At 65.8% G+C, this 17,536-nt stretch carries 17 protein-coding genes and 1 pseudogene; 11 read left to right on the top strand and 7 right to left on the bottom strand.

The features are described 5' to 3' along the window. Window positions 1-80: 80 nt before the first annotated feature. Window positions 81-1,079: a type I glyceraldehyde-3-phosphate dehydrogenase gene (gene gap, locus AC3WQZ_RS18515; protein WP_078197839.1), complete on the top strand. Its 999-nt coding sequence runs from the start codon at window positions 81-83 to the stop codon at window positions 1,077-1,079. A 69-nt stretch (window positions 1,080-1,148) separates the two neighbouring features. Here the strand turns inward: gap and AC3WQZ_RS18510 are convergent, their stop codons facing one another. Continuing rightward, window positions 1,149-1,760, bottom strand: coding sequence for a flavin reductase family protein (locus AC3WQZ_RS18510; RefSeq protein ID WP_011616012.1), 612 nt, complete (start codon window positions 1,758-1,760; stop codon window positions 1,149-1,151). A 296-nt stretch (window positions 1,761-2,056) separates the two neighbouring features. On the opposite strand from AC3WQZ_RS18510, the gene AC3WQZ_RS18505 reads away from it, so the two are divergent. Further along, window positions 2,057-3,052, top strand: coding sequence for a LysR family transcriptional regulator (locus tag AC3WQZ_RS18505; RefSeq protein WP_011616011.1), 996 nt, complete (start codon window positions 2,057-2,059; stop codon window positions 3,050-3,052). Between the two features lie 93 nt (window positions 3,053-3,145). On the opposite strand, the gene fur is transcribed toward AC3WQZ_RS18505, so the two are convergent. Further along, window positions 3,146-3,577, bottom strand: coding sequence for a ferric iron uptake transcriptional regulator (gene fur, locus AC3WQZ_RS18500; RefSeq protein ID WP_010813212.1), 432 nt, complete (start codon window positions 3,575-3,577; stop codon window positions 3,146-3,148). A gap of 245 nt (window positions 3,578-3,822) precedes the next feature. On the opposite strand from fur, the gene AC3WQZ_RS18495 reads away from it, so the two are divergent. The 9 genes from AC3WQZ_RS18495 to AC3WQZ_RS18455 all read left to right on the top strand — a co-directional run bounded on the left by AC3WQZ_RS18495 (window position 3,823) and on the right by AC3WQZ_RS18455 (window position 13,586). Then, the gene (locus AC3WQZ_RS18495) at window positions 3,823-4,446 is read left to right on the top strand and encodes an outer membrane protein assembly factor BamE (protein ID WP_011616010.1); all 624 of its coding nucleotides are present in this window, start codon (window positions 3,823-3,825) and stop codon (window positions 4,444-4,446) included. A 111-nt stretch (window positions 4,447-4,557) separates the two neighbouring features. Further along, window positions 4,558-5,355 carry a 4-hydroxy-tetrahydrodipicolinate reductase gene (gene dapB / locus AC3WQZ_RS18490; protein WP_011616009.1) on the top strand — a complete coding sequence of 266 codons (798 nt, stop codon included), beginning with the start codon at window positions 4,558-4,560 and terminating at the stop codon, window positions 5,353-5,355. A 182-nt stretch (window positions 5,356-5,537) separates the two neighbouring features. Further along, window positions 5,538-8,159 (top strand): leucine--tRNA ligase, encoded by a 2,622-nt coding sequence (gene leuS, locus AC3WQZ_RS18485; protein ID WP_010813215.1) that lies wholly within the window; start codon window positions 5,538-5,540, stop codon window positions 8,157-8,159. A gap of 34 nt (window positions 8,160-8,193) precedes the next feature. Then, a complete protein-coding gene (locus AC3WQZ_RS18480) occupies window positions 8,194-8,709 on the top strand; it encodes an LPS-assembly lipoprotein LptE (RefSeq protein WP_010813216.1) in 516 nt (171 codons plus the stop codon). Between the two features lie 7 nt (window positions 8,710-8,716). Further along, window positions 8,717-9,775 carry a DNA polymerase III subunit delta gene (gene holA / locus AC3WQZ_RS18475; protein WP_011616007.1) on the top strand — a complete coding sequence of 353 codons (1,059 nt, stop codon included), beginning with the start codon at window positions 8,717-8,719 and terminating at the stop codon, window positions 9,773-9,775. 88 nt (window positions 9,776-9,863) lie between these two features. After that, window positions 9,864-11,144, top strand: coding sequence for a glutamate-5-semialdehyde dehydrogenase (locus AC3WQZ_RS18470; RefSeq protein ID WP_454749658.1), 1,281 nt, complete (start codon window positions 9,864-9,866; stop codon window positions 11,142-11,144). 50 nt (window positions 11,145-11,194) lie between these two features. Next, window positions 11,195-11,617: a CopD family protein gene (locus AC3WQZ_RS18465; RefSeq protein ID WP_010813219.1), complete on the top strand. Its 423-nt coding sequence runs from the start codon at window positions 11,195-11,197 to the stop codon at window positions 11,615-11,617. Between the two features lie 45 nt (window positions 11,618-11,662). Beyond that, on the top strand, window positions 11,663-12,268 hold the full coding sequence (locus tag AC3WQZ_RS18460; protein WP_010813220.1) for a 2-hydroxychromene-2-carboxylate isomerase: 606 nt from the start codon (window positions 11,663-11,665) through the stop codon (window positions 12,266-12,268). A 64-nt stretch (window positions 12,269-12,332) separates the two neighbouring features. Further along, complete coding sequence (locus tag AC3WQZ_RS18455; protein WP_010813221.1) at window positions 12,333-13,586, top strand: THUMP domain-containing class I SAM-dependent RNA methyltransferase; 1,254 nt, start codon at window positions 12,333-12,335, stop codon at window positions 13,584-13,586. Window positions 13,587-13,604: 18 nt separating this feature from the next. Here AC3WQZ_RS18455 and AC3WQZ_RS18450 read toward each other — a convergent pair whose 3' ends face one another. From AC3WQZ_RS18450 to AC3WQZ_RS18430, 5 genes and pseudogenes are all read right to left on the bottom strand, one after another. After that, a complete protein-coding gene (locus tag AC3WQZ_RS18450; RefSeq protein ID WP_010813222.1) occupies window positions 13,605-14,651 on the bottom strand; it encodes a response regulator in 1,047 nt (348 codons plus the stop codon). 196 nt (window positions 14,652-14,847) lie between these two features. Continuing rightward, window positions 14,848-16,320 (bottom strand): NAD(P)(+) transhydrogenase (Re/Si-specific) subunit beta, encoded by a 1,473-nt coding sequence (locus tag AC3WQZ_RS18445; RefSeq protein WP_010813223.1) that lies wholly within the window; start codon window positions 16,318-16,320, stop codon window positions 14,848-14,850. Then, window positions 16,320-16,661, bottom strand: coding sequence for an NAD(P) transhydrogenase subunit alpha part 2 (locus AC3WQZ_RS18440; protein WP_010813224.1), 342 nt, complete (start codon window positions 16,659-16,661; stop codon window positions 16,320-16,322). Before AC3WQZ_RS18440 ends, AC3WQZ_RS18445 begins: the two co-directional genes overlap by 1 nt. 242 nt (window positions 16,662-16,903) lie before the next feature. Then, window positions 16,904-17,266, bottom strand: a complete 363-nt coding sequence (gene panD / locus AC3WQZ_RS18435) for an aspartate 1-decarboxylase (RefSeq protein WP_010815077.1) — start codon at window positions 17,264-17,266, stop codon at window positions 16,904-16,906. A 57-nt stretch (window positions 17,267-17,323) separates the two neighbouring features. Further along, a pseudogene (locus AC3WQZ_RS18430) lies at window positions 17,324-17,536 on the bottom strand (NAD(P)(+) transhydrogenase (Re/Si-specific) subunit alpha); the annotation flags it as partial.

The raw sequence follows: 17,536 nt of genomic DNA, 5'->3' as shown, positions 1-17,536 counted from the left end.
CCGGGCGCTGGAGCCGCGTGGTGCGCCGCGCGGCCCGTGCGGCGCCCACCGGTTTCAATCGATCCTCAGGAGAGACAGTCATGACCATCAAGATCGGCATCAACGGCTTCGGCCGCATCGGACGCATGGTGTTCCGCGCCGCAGTCGCCAACTTCAAGGACATCGAAGTCGTTGGCATCAACGACCTGCTGGAGCCCGACTACCTGGCATACATGCTGAAGTACGACTCGGTGCATGGCCGCTTCGACGGCGAAGTGTCGGTCGACGGCAACACCCTGGTCGTCAACGGCAAGAAGATTCGCCTGACCGCGGTCAAGGATCCGGCCGAACTGAAGTGGGGCGAGATCGGCGCCGATGTGGTGGTCGAATCGACCGGCATCTTCCTGACCAAGGAAGGCGCGCAGAAGCACCTCGACGCGGGCGCCAGGAAGGTGATCATGTCGGCCCCGTCCAAGGACGACACCCCGATGTTCGTGTACGGCGTGAACCACGAGTCGTACAAGGGCGAGGCGATCATCTCCAACGCCAGCTGCACCACCAACTGCCTGGCACCGGTGGCCAAGGTGCTGAACGACAAGTGGGGCATCAAGCGCGGCCTGATGACCACCGTGCACGCTGCCACCGCCACCCAGAAGACCGTTGACGGCCCGTCCAACAAGGACTGGCGCGGCGGCCGCGGCATCCTGGAAAACATCATCCCGTCGTCGACCGGCGCCGCCAAGGCCGTGGGCGTGGTGATTCCGCAGCTGAACAAGAAGCTGACCGGCATGTCGTTCCGCGTGCCGACCTCGGACGTGTCCGTGGTCGACCTGACCGTCGAGCTGGAAAAGTCGGCGACGTACGAAGAAATCTGCGCCGAGATGAAGGCCCAGAGCCAGGGCGCGCTCAAGGGTGTGCTGGGCTACACCGAAGACAAGGTCGTCGCCACCGACTTCCGCGGCGATGCCCGCACCTCGATCTTCGACGCCGAAGCCGGCATCGCGCTGGACGGCACCTTCATCAAGGTCGTGAGCTGGTACGACAACGAGTGGGGCTACTCGAACAAGGTGCTGGAAATGGTCCGCGTCGCGGCCAAGTAATCCGGCAGCTTCCGCAGTAAAGGAAAACGCGCCTTCGGGCGCGTTTTTCATTTTCCGGCGCTGTGATATTCAGCCAGCCGGGCGGGGCGCCAGTGGGCGCGCGTCGATTGCGTCGCCGTCCACCAGGAAATGGCCGCCAGCCACATGGTGGATGGTGCGCAGCGCATCATGGCCGTCGAAATGCCAGCGCCCGTTGCTGAACACGCGCGAGTCCGCATGAGCGGCCACGACTTCGCCAAGGAACAGGTCGTAGGTCTGCTGCGTGGCCGGCTCCGGCAGCAGCCGGCATTCCAGCCAGGCCGCGCAGCCCTCCAGCAGCGGCGCGCCCACCGCCGTGCCGGCAAAGGTGCCAAGGCCGTAGGCGTCGAACTTGTCGGTGCCTTCCTGCTCCATCAGCGCCAGGCCCGAGCTGGAGCCCAGTGCCTCGGTCAGGTCGACCTGGCTGACGGTGGGGACCTGCAACACGAACTCGCCGCTGTCTTCCAGCAGGTGCCGGGTCCAGGTGCTCTTGTCCAGCACCACTGCCACCTTGGGCGGGGCGAAGTCGAGCGGCATGGCCCAGGCGGCGGCCATGATATTGCGCTTGCCGCCGGCGGCGGCGCTGACCAGCACAGTGGGGCCGTGGTTCAGCAAGCGGTAGGCTTTCGGGAGTGATACGGGCAGGCGGAAATGTTCAGGCATGATGGCCGGGATCGAGCCGTCAGAAAAGAATGATAAAAATGGGAACGGCGGACCCACTATACCCGGATGTACGAGTGCATGTTGCGGCGCGGGAAATGTTCACATATGCGGTCAATTGTGGAAAAAGAGCGCAATTTTTCAGAAATATGGCGTAGACGGCCATTTCAGAAATGCCGAATTTGCTTTCCGAGCTTGTTTTTTCCTCTTACACTATTAAGACGCCGTTGAAATCTGATGTGCAGCCAGTGCAAGTGGTGGGGCCATCTAGCTAAGAATAATCTGACCGAGGCCTGATCATGGTGAACGTAGACACGAAGCTTTTAGTGATCTTCACCGAACTACTGAGCAAGCGAAATGCCACTTATGTAGCGGAAAAGATGCATATGACCGCACCGGCCGTATCGCACTCGCTGGGCAGGCTGCGTGAAATCTTTGACGATCCGCTCTTCATCCGCGTCCCGCATGGCCTGACGCCAACGCCGCGTGCGCTGGAACTGGGCCCGAAGATCCGCGACATGCTGGACTTGTGGTCGTCGATCAACGAGGGCGATGCCGACAATTTTGATCCGGCCATTGCCACCGGCACGCTGAGCATCGGCTTCGCTGCTGAACTGGGCGACACGGTATTCAACCGTTTTGTGCTGCGTATCAAGCAGCTGGCGCCGGACCTGCATATCAAGCTGGTCGAATCCCATTCGTGGGAAACGGACGTCGCCTCGATGCGCGCCAATGAACTTGACCTGGCCTTTTCGCCGTTCCCGACACGCCACCCGGAAATCGTCGAGGAAATGGTGACGTCGCTGAACCTGTGGGTTTGCGCGCGCAAGAGCCATCCGGTGCTCAAGAACCACTGCTCGCTGGAGCAATACCTGGATTGCGGCCATATCTTCATGGCGCATTCCGGCGGCTCCGGCCGCCCGGCGCCGTCGCTGATTCCGCTCGACTACGCGCTGCAGCAGCGCGGGCTCAAGCGCAATGCGACGCTGACGGTACATTCATGGCGTGCCCAGGCCGAACTGGCCTCGCAGACCGACATGATCTTCACCGTCAATGCGCTGACCAAGGACATGGCCTGCGAGACCTATGGCCTGAAGGCCTTCCCGCTGCCGTCGGAACTGAACACCATGCTCGGCCTGAACATGTTCTGGCACCGCAGCCGCAACACCCATCCGATGCTGGTGTGGGCGCGCAACCTGTTCCGCCAGGTGGTGGGCGAGTTTGTCGGACTGCCGCCGGCACGCCCGGCACGGGTGGTCACCGAACAGGACCTGCAAGACCTGCAGGCACCCTGAGCAGCATCCTGCGGCGAGCAGCCCAAACAAAAAACCGGCGCCTGGCGCCGGTTTTTTGTTGCCCGTCTGCGCTCCGCGGTGGAGCGTGCAGGCTTATCGTTTGGGTCTGTGGGGACAGTCTGTTTTGGTGCAATTGCCGTACAGCGACAGTGCATGTTCCTGCAGCGTAAAGCCGCGCTCGCGCGCGATGCTTTGCTGGCGGTGCTCGATTTCAGAGTCGAAGAACTCCTCGACGCGGCCGCAGTCGAGGCACACCAGGTGGTCATGGTGCTTGCCTTCGTTGAGTTCGAAAATCGCCTTGCCGGATTCAAAGTTGTTGCGCGAGAGCAGGCCCGCCTGCTCGAACTGGGTCAGCACGCGGTAGACGGTGGCCAGGCCGATGTCCATATGCTCGTTCAGCAGGATACGGTAGACGTCTTCCGCGCTCAGGTGCCGCTGCTCACTGGTCTGAAAAATTTCAAGAATCTTCAGCCTGGGCACGGTCGCCTTCAGGCCGATGTTCTTGAGGTCCGCCGGACTCGGCATGTGGGTGACTCCCTAGAGTACAATGACTGGATAGTTGAATCATAAGGGTTTTGGCAGCAAAAGTCGCTCGCGGTAGTGATGTCCCAGGTCGACGTCACGCGCCCGGCACGGTTGCCGTCCCATGTGGTTGTCGCGGCAGGCGCAACAGGCGTGTGTGGTGCAATCGGCGCATATTGCGCCGTTTTTGTGCCCGCTTTGCGGTACCGTGCCGCGGTACTTTTCTTTCCCTCCCGGAAGCGAGATACATGCGTTCTATCCGTTCGTCCGCCATGCGCCCGACGCTGGTTGTCCCCCTGCTGGCCGCGGCCCTGCTGGCCGGCGCCTGCTCAGCCTACGATTCCACCTCGCGCAAGGTAGCCAACGCCATCACGCCGTACCGGATCAACATCGTGCAGGGCAATTTCGTCTCGCGCGAGGCCGTATCGCAACTGCGCGAAGGCATGACGCGCGACCAGGTCAAGTTCCTGCTCGGCACGCCGCTGCTGAATGACGTGTTCCACGCCAACCGCTGGGACTATGTGTTCTCGTTCCGCCGCGGCAATACCCCGGTGGTGCAGCAGCGCCGCTTCACGGTGTTTTTCGAAGGCGACCGGCTGGTCAAGTTCAGTGGCGATGAACTGCCGTCCGAGTATGAGCTGATTGCCGAGATCGACGGCATGAAAAAGGCGCTGAAGGACCAGACGCCGGGCAAGATCTCCACCGGCGCGACAGCCGCCGCGGCCGCCCCGGCCGAAGCGCAGACCACGGTGGAGAACTTTGTGCCGCGGCAGGCGCAGCAGCCGGAGGCGGCACCCGCCCCTGCGGCATCGCCGGCCGCTCCCACCGAGGCAGCGGCGCCGGCCCAGGCCCCCAAACCGGCCGCCAACTGATCGGCCGCACGGCGCGCCGGCAGCGGCGCGCCACCAGTTTTCCGGGCCGGTCAGGCATGGCCGGCTCGATCACTTTCCGCGCATTGCGCATATTCCGCTGAGCCAGACACCATGAACATCGCCATTGCAGGCGCATCGGGCCGCATGGGCCGCATGCTGATCGAACAAGTGCTGAACACCGAGGGCGTGAGCCTCGCGGGCGCGCTCGACGTGCCGGGCTCGCCGGCGCTGGGCCAGGATGCGGGCCTGCTGCTGGGCCGGCAGACCGGTGTGGCGATCAGTTCCGATGTGGAAGCGGTGCTGGCCGGCGCGGACTGCCTGATCGATTTCACCCGTCCCGAAGGCACGCTGGCCCACGTGGCCGCGGCGAAGAAGCTGGGCGTGAAGATGGTGATCGGCACCACTGGCTTCGACGAGGCCGGCAAGGCCGCGTTGGCCGAGGCCGCCAGGTCGATCGGGATCGTCTTCGCCGCCAACTTCAGCGTCGGTGTCAACGCCACCTTCAAGCTGCTGGAAGTGGCCGCCAGGCTGCTGTCGACTGGCTATGATATCGAAGTGATCGAGGCGCATCACCGCTTTAAGGTCGATGCCCCGTCGGGCACCGCGCTGAAGATGGGTGAAGTGATTGCCGATGCGCTTGGCCGCGACCTCAAGACCTGTGCCGTCTATGCCCGCGAAGGCCACACCGGCGAGCGCAATCCCAACTCGATCGGTTTTGCCACCGTGCGCGGCGGCGATATCGTCGGCGACCACACCGTGATGTTCGCCGGCATCGGCGAGCGCATCGAGATCAGCCACAAGTCTTCCAGCCGCCAGTCGTATGCCGACGGTGCCGTGCGCGCCGCCCGTTTCCTCGCCGACAAGCCCAACGGCCTGTTCGACATGCAGGACGTGCTGGGCCTGAAGTAAGGCGCCGCGGGGCGCGCAGGGCCGAAACTGGCCTGCCGCCACGGTTATAATCATCTTCTTTCGCATTGCACGCCCGGCGGGCGCCGCGCAAGCGGCGCGCCCGCTGCTCTCATTCCAACGATTCCCCCGGATGCCGGCAGGCCAGTTGCCGCGCAAACGTTGTCCTGACTGCTGTCCCGACCATGCAAGACAAATACCTTCCTTCCGCCGTTGAACAAGCCGCCCAGCAGCACTGGCAAGCCATCGACGCCTATCGCGTGTCGGAGCATGCGGCCGGGGCCGACGGCAAGGAAAAGCCCAAGTTCTACGCCTGCTCGATGCTGCCGTATCCGTCGGGCAAGCTGCACATGGGCCACGTGCGGAACTACACCATCAACGACGTGATGGCGCGCTACCTGCGCATGAACGGCAACAACGTGCTGATGCCGATGGGCTGGGACGCCTTCGGCATGCCGGCCGAGAACGCCGCGCTGAACAACGGCGTGGCGCCGGCGGCCTGGACCTACGACAACATCGCTTACATGAAGAAGCAGATGCAGTCGATGGGCCTGGCGATCGACTGGTCGCGCGAGGTCGCCACCTGCAGCCCGGACTACTACCGCTGGAACCAGTGGCTGTTCCTGAAGATGCTGGAAAAGGGCATCGCCTACCGCAAGACCGGCACTGTCAACTGGGATCCGGTCGACCAGACCGTGCTGGCCAACGAGCAGGTCATCGACGGCCGCGGCTGGCGCTCCGGCGCGGTGGTGGAAAAGCGCGAGATCCCGATGTACTACCTGCGCATCACCGAGTATGCGGAGGAACTGCTGGGCGACCTGGACCAGCTGGGCTGGCCCGAGCGCGTCAAGGTGATGCAGCAGAACTGGATCGGCAAGAGCGTGGGCGTGCGCTTTGCGTTCCCGCACGACATCCCCGGCGAGGACGGCAAGCCGATCAATGACGGCAAGCTGTACGTGTTCACCACGCGCGCCGACACCATCATGGGCGTGACCTTCTGCGCGGTCGCCGCCGAGCACCCGCTGGCCACCCATGCCGCGCTGAACAACCCCGAACTGGCTGCCTTTATCGACGAATGCAAGCACGGCTCGGTCATGGAAGCCGACATGGCGACCATGGAGAAGAAGGGCATGCCGACCGGCCTGCAAGTGGTGCACCCGCTGACCGGCGAGAAGGTCGACGTGTGGGTCGGCAACTACGTGCTGATGAGCTACGGCGACGGCGCCGTGATGGGCGTGCCCGCGCACGACGAGCGCGACTTCGCCTTCGCGCTCAAGTACAAGCTGCCGATCAGGCAAGTCATTGACGTGAAGGGCCAGCCGTACTCGACCGAAGCCTGGCAGGAATGGTACGGCGACAAGGAGCAGGGCACCTGCATCCACAGCGGCAAGTACGATGGCCTCGGCTACCAGGCCGCGGTCGAAGCCATTGCCGCCGACCTGGGCGCCAAGGGCCTGGGTGAGAAGAAGGTGACCTGGCGCCTGCGCGACTGGGGCATCTCGCGCCAGCGCTACTGGGGCACGCCGATCCCGCTGATCCACTGCGACAGCTGCGGCGTGGTGCCGGTCCCTGAGAAAGACCTGCCGGTGGTGCTGCCCGAAGACCTGGTGCCGGACGGCACCGGCAACCCGCTGGCCAAGGATGCGCGCTTCCTGCAGTGCACCTGCCCGTCGTGCGGCAAGCCGGCGCGCCGCGAGACCGACACGATGGATACCTTCATCGACTCGTGCTGGTACTACATGCGCTATACCTGCCCGGATGCGGCCACCATGGTCGATGCGCGCAACGATTACTGGATGCCGATGGACCAGTACATCGGCGGCATCGAGCACGCGATCCTGCACCTGCTGTACGCACGCTTCTGGACCAAGGTCATGCGCGACCTGGGCCTGGTCAAGTTCGACGAGCCCTTCACCAACCTGCTGACGCAGGGCATGGTGCTCAACGAGACCTACTACCGTGAAGACGCGTCGGGCAAGAAGCACTGGTACAACCCGGCCGAGGTCGACCTGCGCACCGACGAGCGCGGCCGTCCGGTAGGCGCCACGCTGATCGCCGACGGCCAGCCGGTGGTGATCGGCGGCGTCGAGAAGATGTCGAAGTCCAAGAACAACGGCATCGATCCGCAGGCGCTGATCGACCAGTACGGCGCCGACACCGCGCGCCTGTTCGTGATGTTCGCCGCGCCGCCGGAGCAGCAGCTTGAGTGGAGCGGCTCGGGCGTCGAGGGCGCCTCGCGCTTCCTGCGCCGCGTGTGGAACTACGGCTATGCCAATGCCGCGGCCATCCGCGACGGCGCCGGCGGCAAGCCGACTGCCGATGACGCCGACCTGCGCCGCGAGATCCACGGCGTGCTCAAGCAGGCCAACTACGACTACCAGCGCATCCAGTACAACACCGTGGTGTCCGCCACGATGAAGATGCTGAACGCGCTGGACGACGCCAAGACCGCTTCGCCGGCCGCGCGCCGCGAGTGCTTCGGCATCCTGCTGCGCGTGCTGTACCCGGTGGTGCCGCACGTCACCCACGGCCTGTGGGACCAGCTGGGCTACGCCGCCGAAGCCGGCGACCTGCTCGACGCGCCGTGGCCGCAGGTCGATGAAGCCGCGCTGGTGCGCAGCGAGATCGAACTGGTGCTGCAGATCAACGGCAAGGTGCGCGGCAGCATCACCGTGCCCGCCGAAGCCGACCGCGCCGCGATCGAGGCAACCGCCGCCGCCAGCGAGACCGTGGCCAAGTTTGCCGAGGGCAAGGCGCCGAAGAAGATCGTGGTGGTACCCGGCCGCCTGGTCAACGTGGTGTTGTAAGCTGGCCCCGGAACCTGACAAGGAATCGCCAAGAATGAAGCGACTGAACATGGGGCGCCGCAAGGTGCTCGCGGCAATGCTGGCAGTGCCGGCAACGGGCCTGCTGGCCGGTTGCGGCTTCCACATGCGCGGCAACGCGGATTTCGCCTTCAAGCGGCTCTATATCGGGATTCCGGCCAATTCGCTGATGGGCGCGGACCTGCGCCGCGCCATCCGCGGCGGTTCCGACACCCAGGTGGTAGCCGACCAGAAAGAGGCCGACGCCCTGCTGGACGTGCTGCAGGACACCCGCACCAAGTCGATCCTGTCGATCACGACCGAGGGCGTGGTGCGTGAATACCGCCTGACGCAGCGTTTCACCTTCCGCCTGCGCGACCCCGCCGGCAATGAACTGATCGCGCCGTCGCAGCTGGTGCTGACCCGCGACCTGACCTACAACGAAGCCAACACGCTGGCCAAGGACTACGAAGAGCAGCAGCTGTACCGCGACATGCAGCGCGATATCGTGCAGCAGCTGATGCGCCGGCTGGCCGCCGTCAAGGCCATCTGATCACGGCATGCAGCTCAAGCTCGACGGGCTCGACGCGCACCTGAGGCAGGCCAAGGCCAAGGGCCTGGCACCGCTGTACGTGGTACATGGCGACGAACACCTGCTGGTGCTGGAAGCCGTCGACCGCCTGCGCGCCGCGGCGCGCGAAGCCGGCTTCTCCGAGCGCGACGTGCTGGTGGCCGAGCGCGGCTTCCACTGGGGCCAGCTGGTCGAGGCGCAGCAGTCGATGTCGCTCTTTGGCGACCGCAAGATCGTTGAACTCCGCATCCCGTCGGGCAAGCCCGGCAAGGACGGCGGCGAGGCGCTGCGCGCCGTGGCCGCCCAGCCGTCGCCCGACGTGGTGCTGCTGGTGACGCTGCCGCGGCTGGATTTTGCCGCGTCCAAGTCGGCCTGGTTCCAGGCGCTGGAAGGCGCCGGCGTGTCGATCAAGGTCGACTCCGTGGACCGCACCCGGCTGCCGGCCTGGGTCGGCGAGCGGCTGTCGCTGCAGCAGCAGCGTGTCGAGGGCGGCGAGCCGGGCCGGCGTGCGCTGCAGTTCATCGCCGACAAGGTCGAGGGCAACCTGCTGGCGGCGCACCAGGAAATCCAGAAGCTGGGGCTGCTGTACCCGCCCGGCGAGCTCACCTTCGACCAGGTGCACGATGCGGTGCTGAATGTGGCCCGCTATGACGTGTTCAAGCTGTCTGAATCGATGCTCTCTGGCGACGTGCCGCGGCTGGTGCGCATGCTCGAAGGGCTGCGCGGCGAGGGCGAGGCCACGGTGCTGGTGCTGTGGGCGCTGACCGAGGAAATTCGCGTATTATCCAAGGTCCGGCAAGGGCTGGCGGCCGGCAAGCCGGCGGGTGTGCTGATGCGCGAGCTGCGCGTCTGGGGCCCGCGCGAGCGGCTGGTGCCGCAGGCCGCGCAGCGCCTGGCGCAGCCAAGGCTGGAAGCGGCGCTGGCGCTGGCGGCGCGGCTGGACCGCCAGGTCAAGGGCCTGTCGGACCTGCCGCCACCGGGCGGCAGCCCGCTGCCGGCGGAACCATGGGACGGGCTGCAGCAGCTTGCCCTGATGATCGCGCGCTGAACGCGCAACTCCACAGGTTTGCTTCCCCCGCCGCGTGCGGCGGGGGGACGGAAAACACACTGACGGCCACCACCCCAGGGCCACTGACATGAACGAGCTCGACCTCAACCAATACATGGACCGCGTCGGCCGCCAGGCCCGCGCCGCGTCGCGCGCCATGGCGCGTGCCTCCACGGCCGACAAGAACCGCGCGCTGCTGACCATCGCCGCGGCCATCCGCCGCGATGCCGACAAGCTCAAGGCGGTCAACGCGCGTGACGTTGAACGCGCCCGCGCCAACGGCCAGGACGCCGCCTTCATCGACCGCCTGACGCTGTCGGACAAGGCCATCGCCACCATGGCCGCGGGCCTGGAGCAGATCGCCGCGCTGGCCGACCCGATCGGCGAGATCTCGAACATGAAGTTCCGCCCGACCGGCATCCAGGTCGGCCAGATGCGCGTGCCGCTGGGCGTGATCGGCATCATCTACGAGTCGCGCCCGAACGTGACCATCGACGCCGCGGCGCTGTGCCTGAAGTCGGGCAACGCCACCATCCTGCGCGGCGGCTCCGAAGCAATCGAATCCAACACCGCGCTGGCGGCGCTGGTGGCCGAGGGCCTGTCCGCGGCCGGCCTGCCGTCCGAGGCGGTGCAGGTGATCGAGACCACTGACCGCGCCGCCGTGGGCCGGCTGATCACCATGACCGAATACGTCGACGTGATCGTGCCGCGCGGCGGCAAGAGCCTGATCGCGCGGCTGATGGAAGAAGCGCGCGTGCCGATGATCAAGCACCTGGACGGCATCTGCCACGTCTATATCGACGCCGATGCCGACCTGGACAAGGCTGTGCGCGTCTGCGACAACGCCAAGACGCAGCGCTATGCGCCGTGCAACACCATGGAGACGCTGCTGGTGTCGCAGGACATCGCCGCCGCCGCGCTGCCGCCGCTGTGCCGCATCTACCAGGAGAAGGGCGTCGAGCTGCGCGTGTGTCCGGCCACCCGCGCCACGCTGGAAGCCGCCGGCTTTACCGGCCTGGTCGATGCCGCCGAGGAAGACTGGCGCCTGGAATACCTGGCGCCGATCCTCGCCATCAAGACCGTGGCCGGACTCGACGACGCCATCGCCCATATCAACGAATACGGTTCGCACCATACCGATTCGATCATCACCGAGAACTACTCGGCGGGCATGCGCTTTATCCGCGAGGTCGATTCGGCCAGCGTGATGATCAATGCCTCGACCCGCTTTGCCGATGGCTTCGAGTATGGCCTGGGCGCGGAGATCGGCATCTCCAACGACAAGCTGCATGCACGCGGCCCGGTCGGGCTGGAAGGGCTGACCTCGCTGAAGTACGTGGTATTCGGGCACGGCGAGATCCGCACCTGACGCTCGCGCGCCAACAACAATAACAATCGTTCTCGAACGTCTCTCTGCCGATGCTCTGGGTCAAAGCGCTGCATATCGTCTTCGTGGTCTCGTGGTTCGCCGGCCTGTTCTACCTGCCGCGCATCTTCGTCAACCTGGCGCTGGAAACCGACGCCGCCAGCACGCAGCGCCTGTTGCTGATGGCGCGCAAGCTGTTCCGCTTTATGACCATGCTGGCGGTGCCGGCGGTGGTGTTCGGTCTGTGGCTGTACCTGGGCTACGGCATCGGCCGCGGCGCGGGGCAGGGCTGGATGCACGCCAAGCTGGCGCTGGTGCTGGTGCTGATCGGCTACCACCATGGCTGCGGCGTGTTGCTGCGCAAGTTCGAGGCGGGGCGCAATACGCGCTCGCACAAGTTTTATCGCTGGTTCAATGAGCTGCCGGTGCTGGTGCTGCTGGCGGTGGTGATCCTGGTGGTCGTCAAGCCGTTCTGAGCCTGGCGCCCGGTCTGTTGTTGCCAATCCTGTAGCGGAACCGAAATGAGCAAGCTGGTTGACTATTACCTGACGCCGCAGTCGCCGTACGTCTACCTGGGCCATGCGCGCTTTGCCGCCATCGCCGAGCGCCATGGCGCGCAGGTGAACCTGAAGCCGTGCGACCTGGGCAAGGTGTTTTCCGTCTCCGGCGGGCTGCCGCTGTCGCAGCGCCCGCCCCAGCGCCAGGCCTACCGCCTGGTGGAGCTGGCGCGCTGGAGCGACTTCCTGGGCCTGCCGCTGCATCTGCAGCCGACGTTCTTCCCGGTATCGGGCGACGCGGCCAGCAAGCTGATCATCGCGGCGCAGCTGGCGCACGGCACCGCCCGCGCGATGCAGCTGACCGGCGCCATCGGCGCGGCAGTGTGGGCGCAGCAGCGCAATATCGCCGATGCCGCCACGCTGGCGCAGATTGCCGACGAGGCCGGCCTGGACGGCGCCAGCCTGCTCAGGGCCAGCGAGGCGCAGTCGGTGCAGGCGGCCTATGCGCAGAACACCCAGGACGCGATTTCGGCCGGCGTGTTCGGCGCGCCGTGGTACGTCCATGACGGCCAGCCCTTCTGGGGCCAGGACCGGCTGGATTTCCTTGAGCGCGCCCTGGCGGCGGCTTGAGCTAAGCTTCGGATAGATCCCCGTCCGCTACGGCGGACGTTTTTGTTTGCAGGAAACCCAACACATGACCCAAGCCTTCTTTGCCCCTTGCCCGCGCGGCCTGGAGAGCGCGCTCGCCGAAGAACTGCGCGAGATCGCCGCGATGCCGGGCATGGCCGCGCTGGCGCCGTTCACGGTGCACCAGGAGGTGCCGGGCGGCGTCAATTTCTCGGGCGAGATGGCCGCCGCCTATGCGGTCAACCTGCATTCGCGCATTGCCAGCCGGGTGCTGATGCGCGTGGCCGCGCGCGGCTACCGGCATGAAGACGACATCTATACGCTGGCACGCGGCGTGCGCTGGGAGCAGTGGTTTTCGCCCGATGAATCGCTGCGCGTGGACATCACCTCGCACAAGTCGCCGCTGCGCAGCCTGAATTTCACCGCGCTGCGGGTCAAGGACGGGGTCTGCGATGCCCTGCGCGAGCGTGTGGGCGCGCGCCCGAGCGTCGATACCGCCAGCCCGGATGTGCGCATCTATGCCCACCTGACCGAGCGTGACTGCACGCTGTACCTCGACACCACCGGCGAGCCCCTGTTCAAGCGCGGCTGGCGCACCGAGAAGGGCGAGGCGCCGCTGAAGGAAAACCTGGCCGCCGGCATCCTGCGCCTGGCGGGCTGGGTGCCGGGCCAGACCTTCCGGCCCTTCTACGACCCGATGTGCGGCAGCGGCACCTTCCTGATCGAGGCCGCGCAGGTGGCGCTGGGTATCGCGCCGGGCGGCAGCCGCAGCTTTGCCTTCGAATGGCTCAAGGGCATGGACACCAAGGCCTGGCAGAAGCTGAAGTCGGACGCGCAGCGCGCCCGCATGCTGGCCTCGGCCGATGAGCTGCAGGTGGTGGGTTCGGACATCTCCACCGACATGCTGGCGATCACGCGCGCCAACTGGGAGCGTGCCGGCCTGCCGGGCGAGGCGCGCACCAAGCAGGTGGATGCGCGCTTCGTGCAGCCGCCTTTTGATGAGCCGGGTTTGCTGTTGATGAATCCCCCGTACGGCGAGCGCATCGCGGTGCGCGGCCAGCGCCGCCTGCCAGAGGAAGAGATGCCGCGCGACGAGGTGGAGGAGGCCGCCGCCAACCAGTTCGCCAGTGCCTTCGCCACCACGCTCAAGCAGCATTTCGCGGGCTGGCAGGCGTGGGTGTTTACCGGCGACATGGGCTTCCCGCGCCGGCTGCGGCTCAAGGAGTCGCGCCGCACGCCGCTCTACAACGGCAATATCGAATGCCGGCTGTTCCGCTTCGACATGGTGCGCGGCGCCAACCGGGCGCCGCAGGCTGACTGACGGCGCCGGGCCGCCGGGTCAGGGGCGCTTGCGCCCCGTCAGTGCGTCGGGATTGCGGCTGAAGTCCGCCAGGAAGCCCTGCAGGCTGACCACCGGCTCCTGCAGCAGGTGGCGCGGCAGGTCGAACAGCGCGTAAATGAATTCTTCATTGCCTTCGCAGCGCTCGGCCGGCAGGCAGTATTGTTCCCAGTCCACGCACGCCGGCGTGTACATGCCGTTGCCGGGCCAGAAGAACGGCACCAGCCGGCCTTCGCGCAGGCCTTCGATCAGTGCCGCCGGGGCATCGTAGGCCTCGGCCGATTCCACCTGGCTCATCAGCCCGGCGCGGGTCTCGATCACCATCAGCGTGGCGTGGCCCTGCGCGGTCAGCAGCAGGATGCCGGCCGGGTTGGGGTACAGGTAGTACTCGACAAAGCCATAGCGCGCGATCAGCTGGCGCACGCGCTCGGTGATGGCCGGATCGGACAGGAACGAAAAGGAATGCCGCGTCAGCAGCTCGCGCAGCGTGCGCGACAGCGTGGCAAAGTACGCCTGCTGCATGGCCTCGATTTCCTGGTCCAGCCGCTCGACCATATTGCTTTCATGCTTCTTCACGTAGCGGTCGATCAGCCCGTGGTTGAAGCCCTGCACGGCGATGCTCTCGTCGGCGGTGCCGGTCAGCAGGATGGTCTTGCAGGGCAGGTCCTGCAGCGCCTGGCAGAATTCCAGCCCGTCCATCTGCGGCATCGAATAGTCGACCACCACCACGCCCGGCTGCAGGAAGCGCTTGAAATCGTGGATCTGGCGGTAGATGCGGTCGATGTCGAGCTGCACGGTGCGCCGCTCGGTCAGGAAGGTGAGGTCGTCGTGCGTCACGCGCACCGGCAGGAAGCCCGGGAAGCGGGTGGCATAGGCCTCGCGGATCCATTGCAGCGCTTCACGCGGGTCGGTGAAGGTGATCACCGCGCGCGAGGCATCCATCTGGAACGCCAGGCTGTCGATGAACGACTTGCTGTCATCGACCAGGACGGTCAGGACCGGGTGATGGAAGACCGACAGGTTCCTGTCGTGCGGGTTGAAGGTCATGGAGCGGCGGGCAGGGGTTCGGCGCAGTGGTTCGGCACGGGCGTGGCGCAAGCGGCAAGCCAGTGTGCGCATTCGCAGGCCAGTATAGCGCGCCACGGCTGCCTTGCAAGGCACGCCTTGCAGCCAGGGCCGGCGGCGGGAGGCGCCCGCGGCAGGGCCGGGATGGCCCGGGCCTGCGCGCGGCGCGCGGACGGCCTTAGTCGACCGCCTTGAACATATCCTCGACCACCTTCTTGGCGTCGCCGAACACCATCATGGTCTTGTCCATGTAGAACAGCTCGTTGTCCAGCCCGGCGTAGCCGGCGGCCATGGAGCGCTTGTTGACGATGATGGTCTTGGCCTTGTAGGCCTCCAGGATCGGCATCCCGGCAATCGGCGACTGGGGGTCGTTCTTGGCCGCCGGGTTGACCACGTCGTTGGCGCCCAGCACCAGCACCACGTCGGCCTGGCCGAACTCGCTGTTGATGTCTTCCATCTCGAAGACCTGGTCGTACGGCACCTCGGCCTCGGCCAGCAGCACGTTCATATGGCCCGGCATGCGGCCTGCCACCGGGTGGATCGCGTACTTCACGGTCACGCCCTTTTCGGCCAGCTTCTCGGTCAGTTCCTTGAGCGCGTGTTGGGCGCGCGCCACGGCCAGGCCATAGCCCGGCACGATGATCACGGTCTCGGCGTTGCCCATCAGGAACGCGGCATCGTCGGCGGAACCCGACTTGACCGGGCGCTGCTGCTGGTCGCCGGTTGCCGCCGCCGCGGTCGCGCCGCCGAAACCGCCCAGCAGCACGTTGAAGAACGACCGGTTCATCGCCTTGCACATGATGTACGACAGGATCGCACCGGAGGAGCCCACCAGCGAGCCCGCGATGATCAGCATCGGGTTGTTCAGCGAGAAGCCGATGCCCGCCGCTGCCCAGCCCGAGTACGAGTTCAGCATCGACACCACCACCGGCATGTCGGCGCCGCCGATCGGGATGATGATCAGCACGCCCAGCACGAAGGCGATCGCCAGCATGATCAGGAACGGCAGCCAGTCCTGCGACAGGAAGAAGATGACGCCGAAGCCCACCATTGCCACCGCCAGCAGCAGGTTCAGCCAGTGCTGGCCGGCAAACACCACCGGCGCGCCCTGGAACAGGCGGAACTTGTAGCGCCCGGCCAGCTTGCCGAAGGCGATCACCGAGCCGGAGAACGTAATCGCGCCGACGAAGCAGCCGATGAAGAGCTCGATACGGTTGCCCAGCGGGATCAGGTGCGAGCCTGCCGGGCTGATGCCGAACGCCGCCGGCTCGGCCACCGCCGCCACGGCGATGAAGACCGCGGCCAGGCCGATCAGCGAGTGCATCGCCGCGACCAGCTCGGGCATCTTGGTCATCTGCACCTTCTTCGCCACGTAGGCGCCGATGCCGCCGCCGACCACGAGCGCGGCGAAGATCAGCGCCAGGCCCGTGCCCACCGACGACTGGGCCGTGCCCGCCGCGAGGAATTCATTCTTCAGCTTGATGATCAGGACCAGCGTGGTCACCACGGCAATGGCCATGCCGATCATGCCGAAGGCATTGCCCTTGCGCGCCGAGGCCGGGTGCGACAGGCCCTTGAGCGCCTGGATAAAGCAGACCGAGGCCACCAGGTAGAGCAGGGTGACAAGGTTCATGCTGACAAGACCGGTCATCACGCACCCTCCCTGGCCAGCGCCGGCTTGGACTCAGGCGCCTTGGCCTTCGGTTCCTTCTTCTTGAACATCTCCAGCATGCGCTGGGTGACCAGGAAGCCGCCGAACACATTGACCGCGGCCAACGCCACCGCCAGCGTGCCCATCACGCGCCCGACCCCGCCTTCGGTCAGGCCCGCGGCGAGCATGGCGCCGACGATGATGATCGCCGAGATCGCATTGGTCACCGCCATCAGGGGCGTATGCAGGGCTGGCGTTACCGTCCAGACCACGTGGTAACCCACGTAGATCGCCAGCACGAAGATGATCAGGTTGATCACCGTGTGGTTCACCATCTCCATCGACTTCTCCTCCGTTGCTTTGAATCCGGGATGCGGCGTTTTACTGAATTCTTATTGCTGCATTGCGGTCAGGGCACGTCAAGGTCCAGTGGCTCAGATCGACCCATTGCGTGCCCCCTCTCCCGCTTGCGGGAGAGGGTTGGGGAGAGGGCGGGCTTGCCCACGAAGTCAGGCCGGCGGTATGCCAGCGCCTGCCCTCTCCCCCTGCCCCTCTCCCGCAGGCGGGAGAGGGGAGCAAACCCTCAGAACTTCTTGATTTCCTTGATGCCGTTCTTCTCGTTCACCAGGATGACCTTGGGCTTGTAGGCGGCGATTTCCTCGTCGCTCATCGGCGCGTAGGTGCAGATGATCAGCTGGTCGCCCAGGTGCGCGCGGCGGGCCGCGGCGCCGTTCAGCGAGATCTCGCCGCTGCCGCGCTCGCCCTTGATGATGTAGGTGGAGAAGCGCTCGCCGTTGTTCACGTTGTACAGCTCGATCTTCTCGAACTCCTTCATGTCGGCAGCGTCCAGCAGGTCCTGGTCGATGCCGCACGAACCCTCGTAGTTGAGGTCCGCCTGCGTCACGGTGACGCGGTGGAGCTTGGCGCGGAGCATGATGCGTTGCATGGGTGATACGTCCTTATATTTGATGCAAAAGCAGTGGGCGCATGGCGCCCGTGGAAATTACGCCGCCTCTCGCACGACCTTGCCGTCCCTGCACATCAGGCAGGCCGAGACGATGTCGTCTTCAAGGTTCAGCGTGAACTGGCCGTCCTTGTCGACGACCAGCTTGAGGAAGTCCAGCACGTTGCGGGCATAGAGCGCCGAGGCGTCGGCCGCGACCATGCTGGCCAGGTTGGTGTGGCCGATGATGATGACGCCGTTGTGGTTGACCAC

It is taken from the genome of Cupriavidus sp. FW305-26 (assembly GCF_058787975.1).
Note: the sequence above shows the minus strand (reverse complement) of the source record. Positions and strands in the feature narration are given on the sequence as shown.

What these genes read in the sequence shown, in the direction of transcription:
- dapB (WP_011616009.1), top strand. Translation starts at nt 4,558, where the DNA reads ATGAACATCGCCATTGCAGGCGCATCGGGCCGCATGGGCCGCATGCTG.
- AC3WQZ_RS18460 (WP_010813220.1), top strand. Translation starts at nt 11,663, where the DNA reads ATGAGCAAGCTGGTTGACTATTACCTGACGCCGCAGTCGCCGTACGTC.
- AC3WQZ_RS18440 (WP_010813224.1), bottom strand. Translation starts at nt 16,661, where the DNA reads ATGGAGATGGTGAACCACACGGTGATCAACCTGATCATCTTCGTGCTG.
- AC3WQZ_RS18455 (WP_010813221.1), top strand. Translation starts at nt 12,333, where the DNA reads ATGACCCAAGCCTTCTTTGCCCCTTGCCCGCGCGGCCTGGAGAGCGCG.
- leuS (WP_010813215.1), top strand. Translation starts at nt 5,538, where the DNA reads ATGCAAGACAAATACCTTCCTTCCGCCGTTGAACAAGCCGCCCAGCAG.
- gap (WP_078197839.1), top strand. Translation starts at nt 81, where the DNA reads ATGACCATCAAGATCGGCATCAACGGCTTCGGCCGCATCGGACGCATG.
- AC3WQZ_RS18480 (WP_010813216.1), top strand. Translation starts at nt 8,194, where the DNA reads ATGAAGCGACTGAACATGGGGCGCCGCAAGGTGCTCGCGGCAATGCTG.
- panD (WP_010815077.1), bottom strand. Translation starts at nt 17,266, where the DNA reads ATGCAACGCATCATGCTCCGCGCCAAGCTCCACCGCGTCACCGTGACG.
- AC3WQZ_RS18495 (WP_011616010.1), top strand. Translation starts at nt 3,823, where the DNA reads ATGCGTTCTATCCGTTCGTCCGCCATGCGCCCGACGCTGGTTGTCCCC.
- AC3WQZ_RS18445 (WP_010813223.1), bottom strand. Translation starts at nt 16,320, where the DNA reads ATGACCGGTCTTGTCAGCATGAACCTTGTCACCCTGCTCTACCTGGTG.
- fur (WP_010813212.1), bottom strand. Translation starts at nt 3,577, where the DNA reads ATGCCGAGTCCGGCGGACCTCAAGAACATCGGCCTGAAGGCGACCGTG.
- AC3WQZ_RS18450 (WP_010813222.1), bottom strand. Translation starts at nt 14,651, where the DNA reads ATGACCTTCAACCCGCACGACAGGAACCTGTCGGTCTTCCATCACCCG.
- AC3WQZ_RS18470 (WP_454749658.1), top strand. Translation starts at nt 9,864, where the DNA reads ATGAACGAGCTCGACCTCAACCAATACATGGACCGCGTCGGCCGCCAG.
- AC3WQZ_RS18510 (WP_011616012.1), bottom strand. Translation starts at nt 1,760, where the DNA reads ATGCCTGAACATTTCCGCCTGCCCGTATCACTCCCGAAAGCCTACCGC.
- AC3WQZ_RS18465 (WP_010813219.1), top strand. Translation starts at nt 11,195, where the DNA reads ATGCTCTGGGTCAAAGCGCTGCATATCGTCTTCGTGGTCTCGTGGTTC.
- AC3WQZ_RS18505 (WP_011616011.1), top strand. Translation starts at nt 2,057, where the DNA reads ATGGTGAACGTAGACACGAAGCTTTTAGTGATCTTCACCGAACTACTG.
- holA (WP_011616007.1), top strand. Translation starts at nt 8,717, where the DNA reads ATGCAGCTCAAGCTCGACGGGCTCGACGCGCACCTGAGGCAGGCCAAG.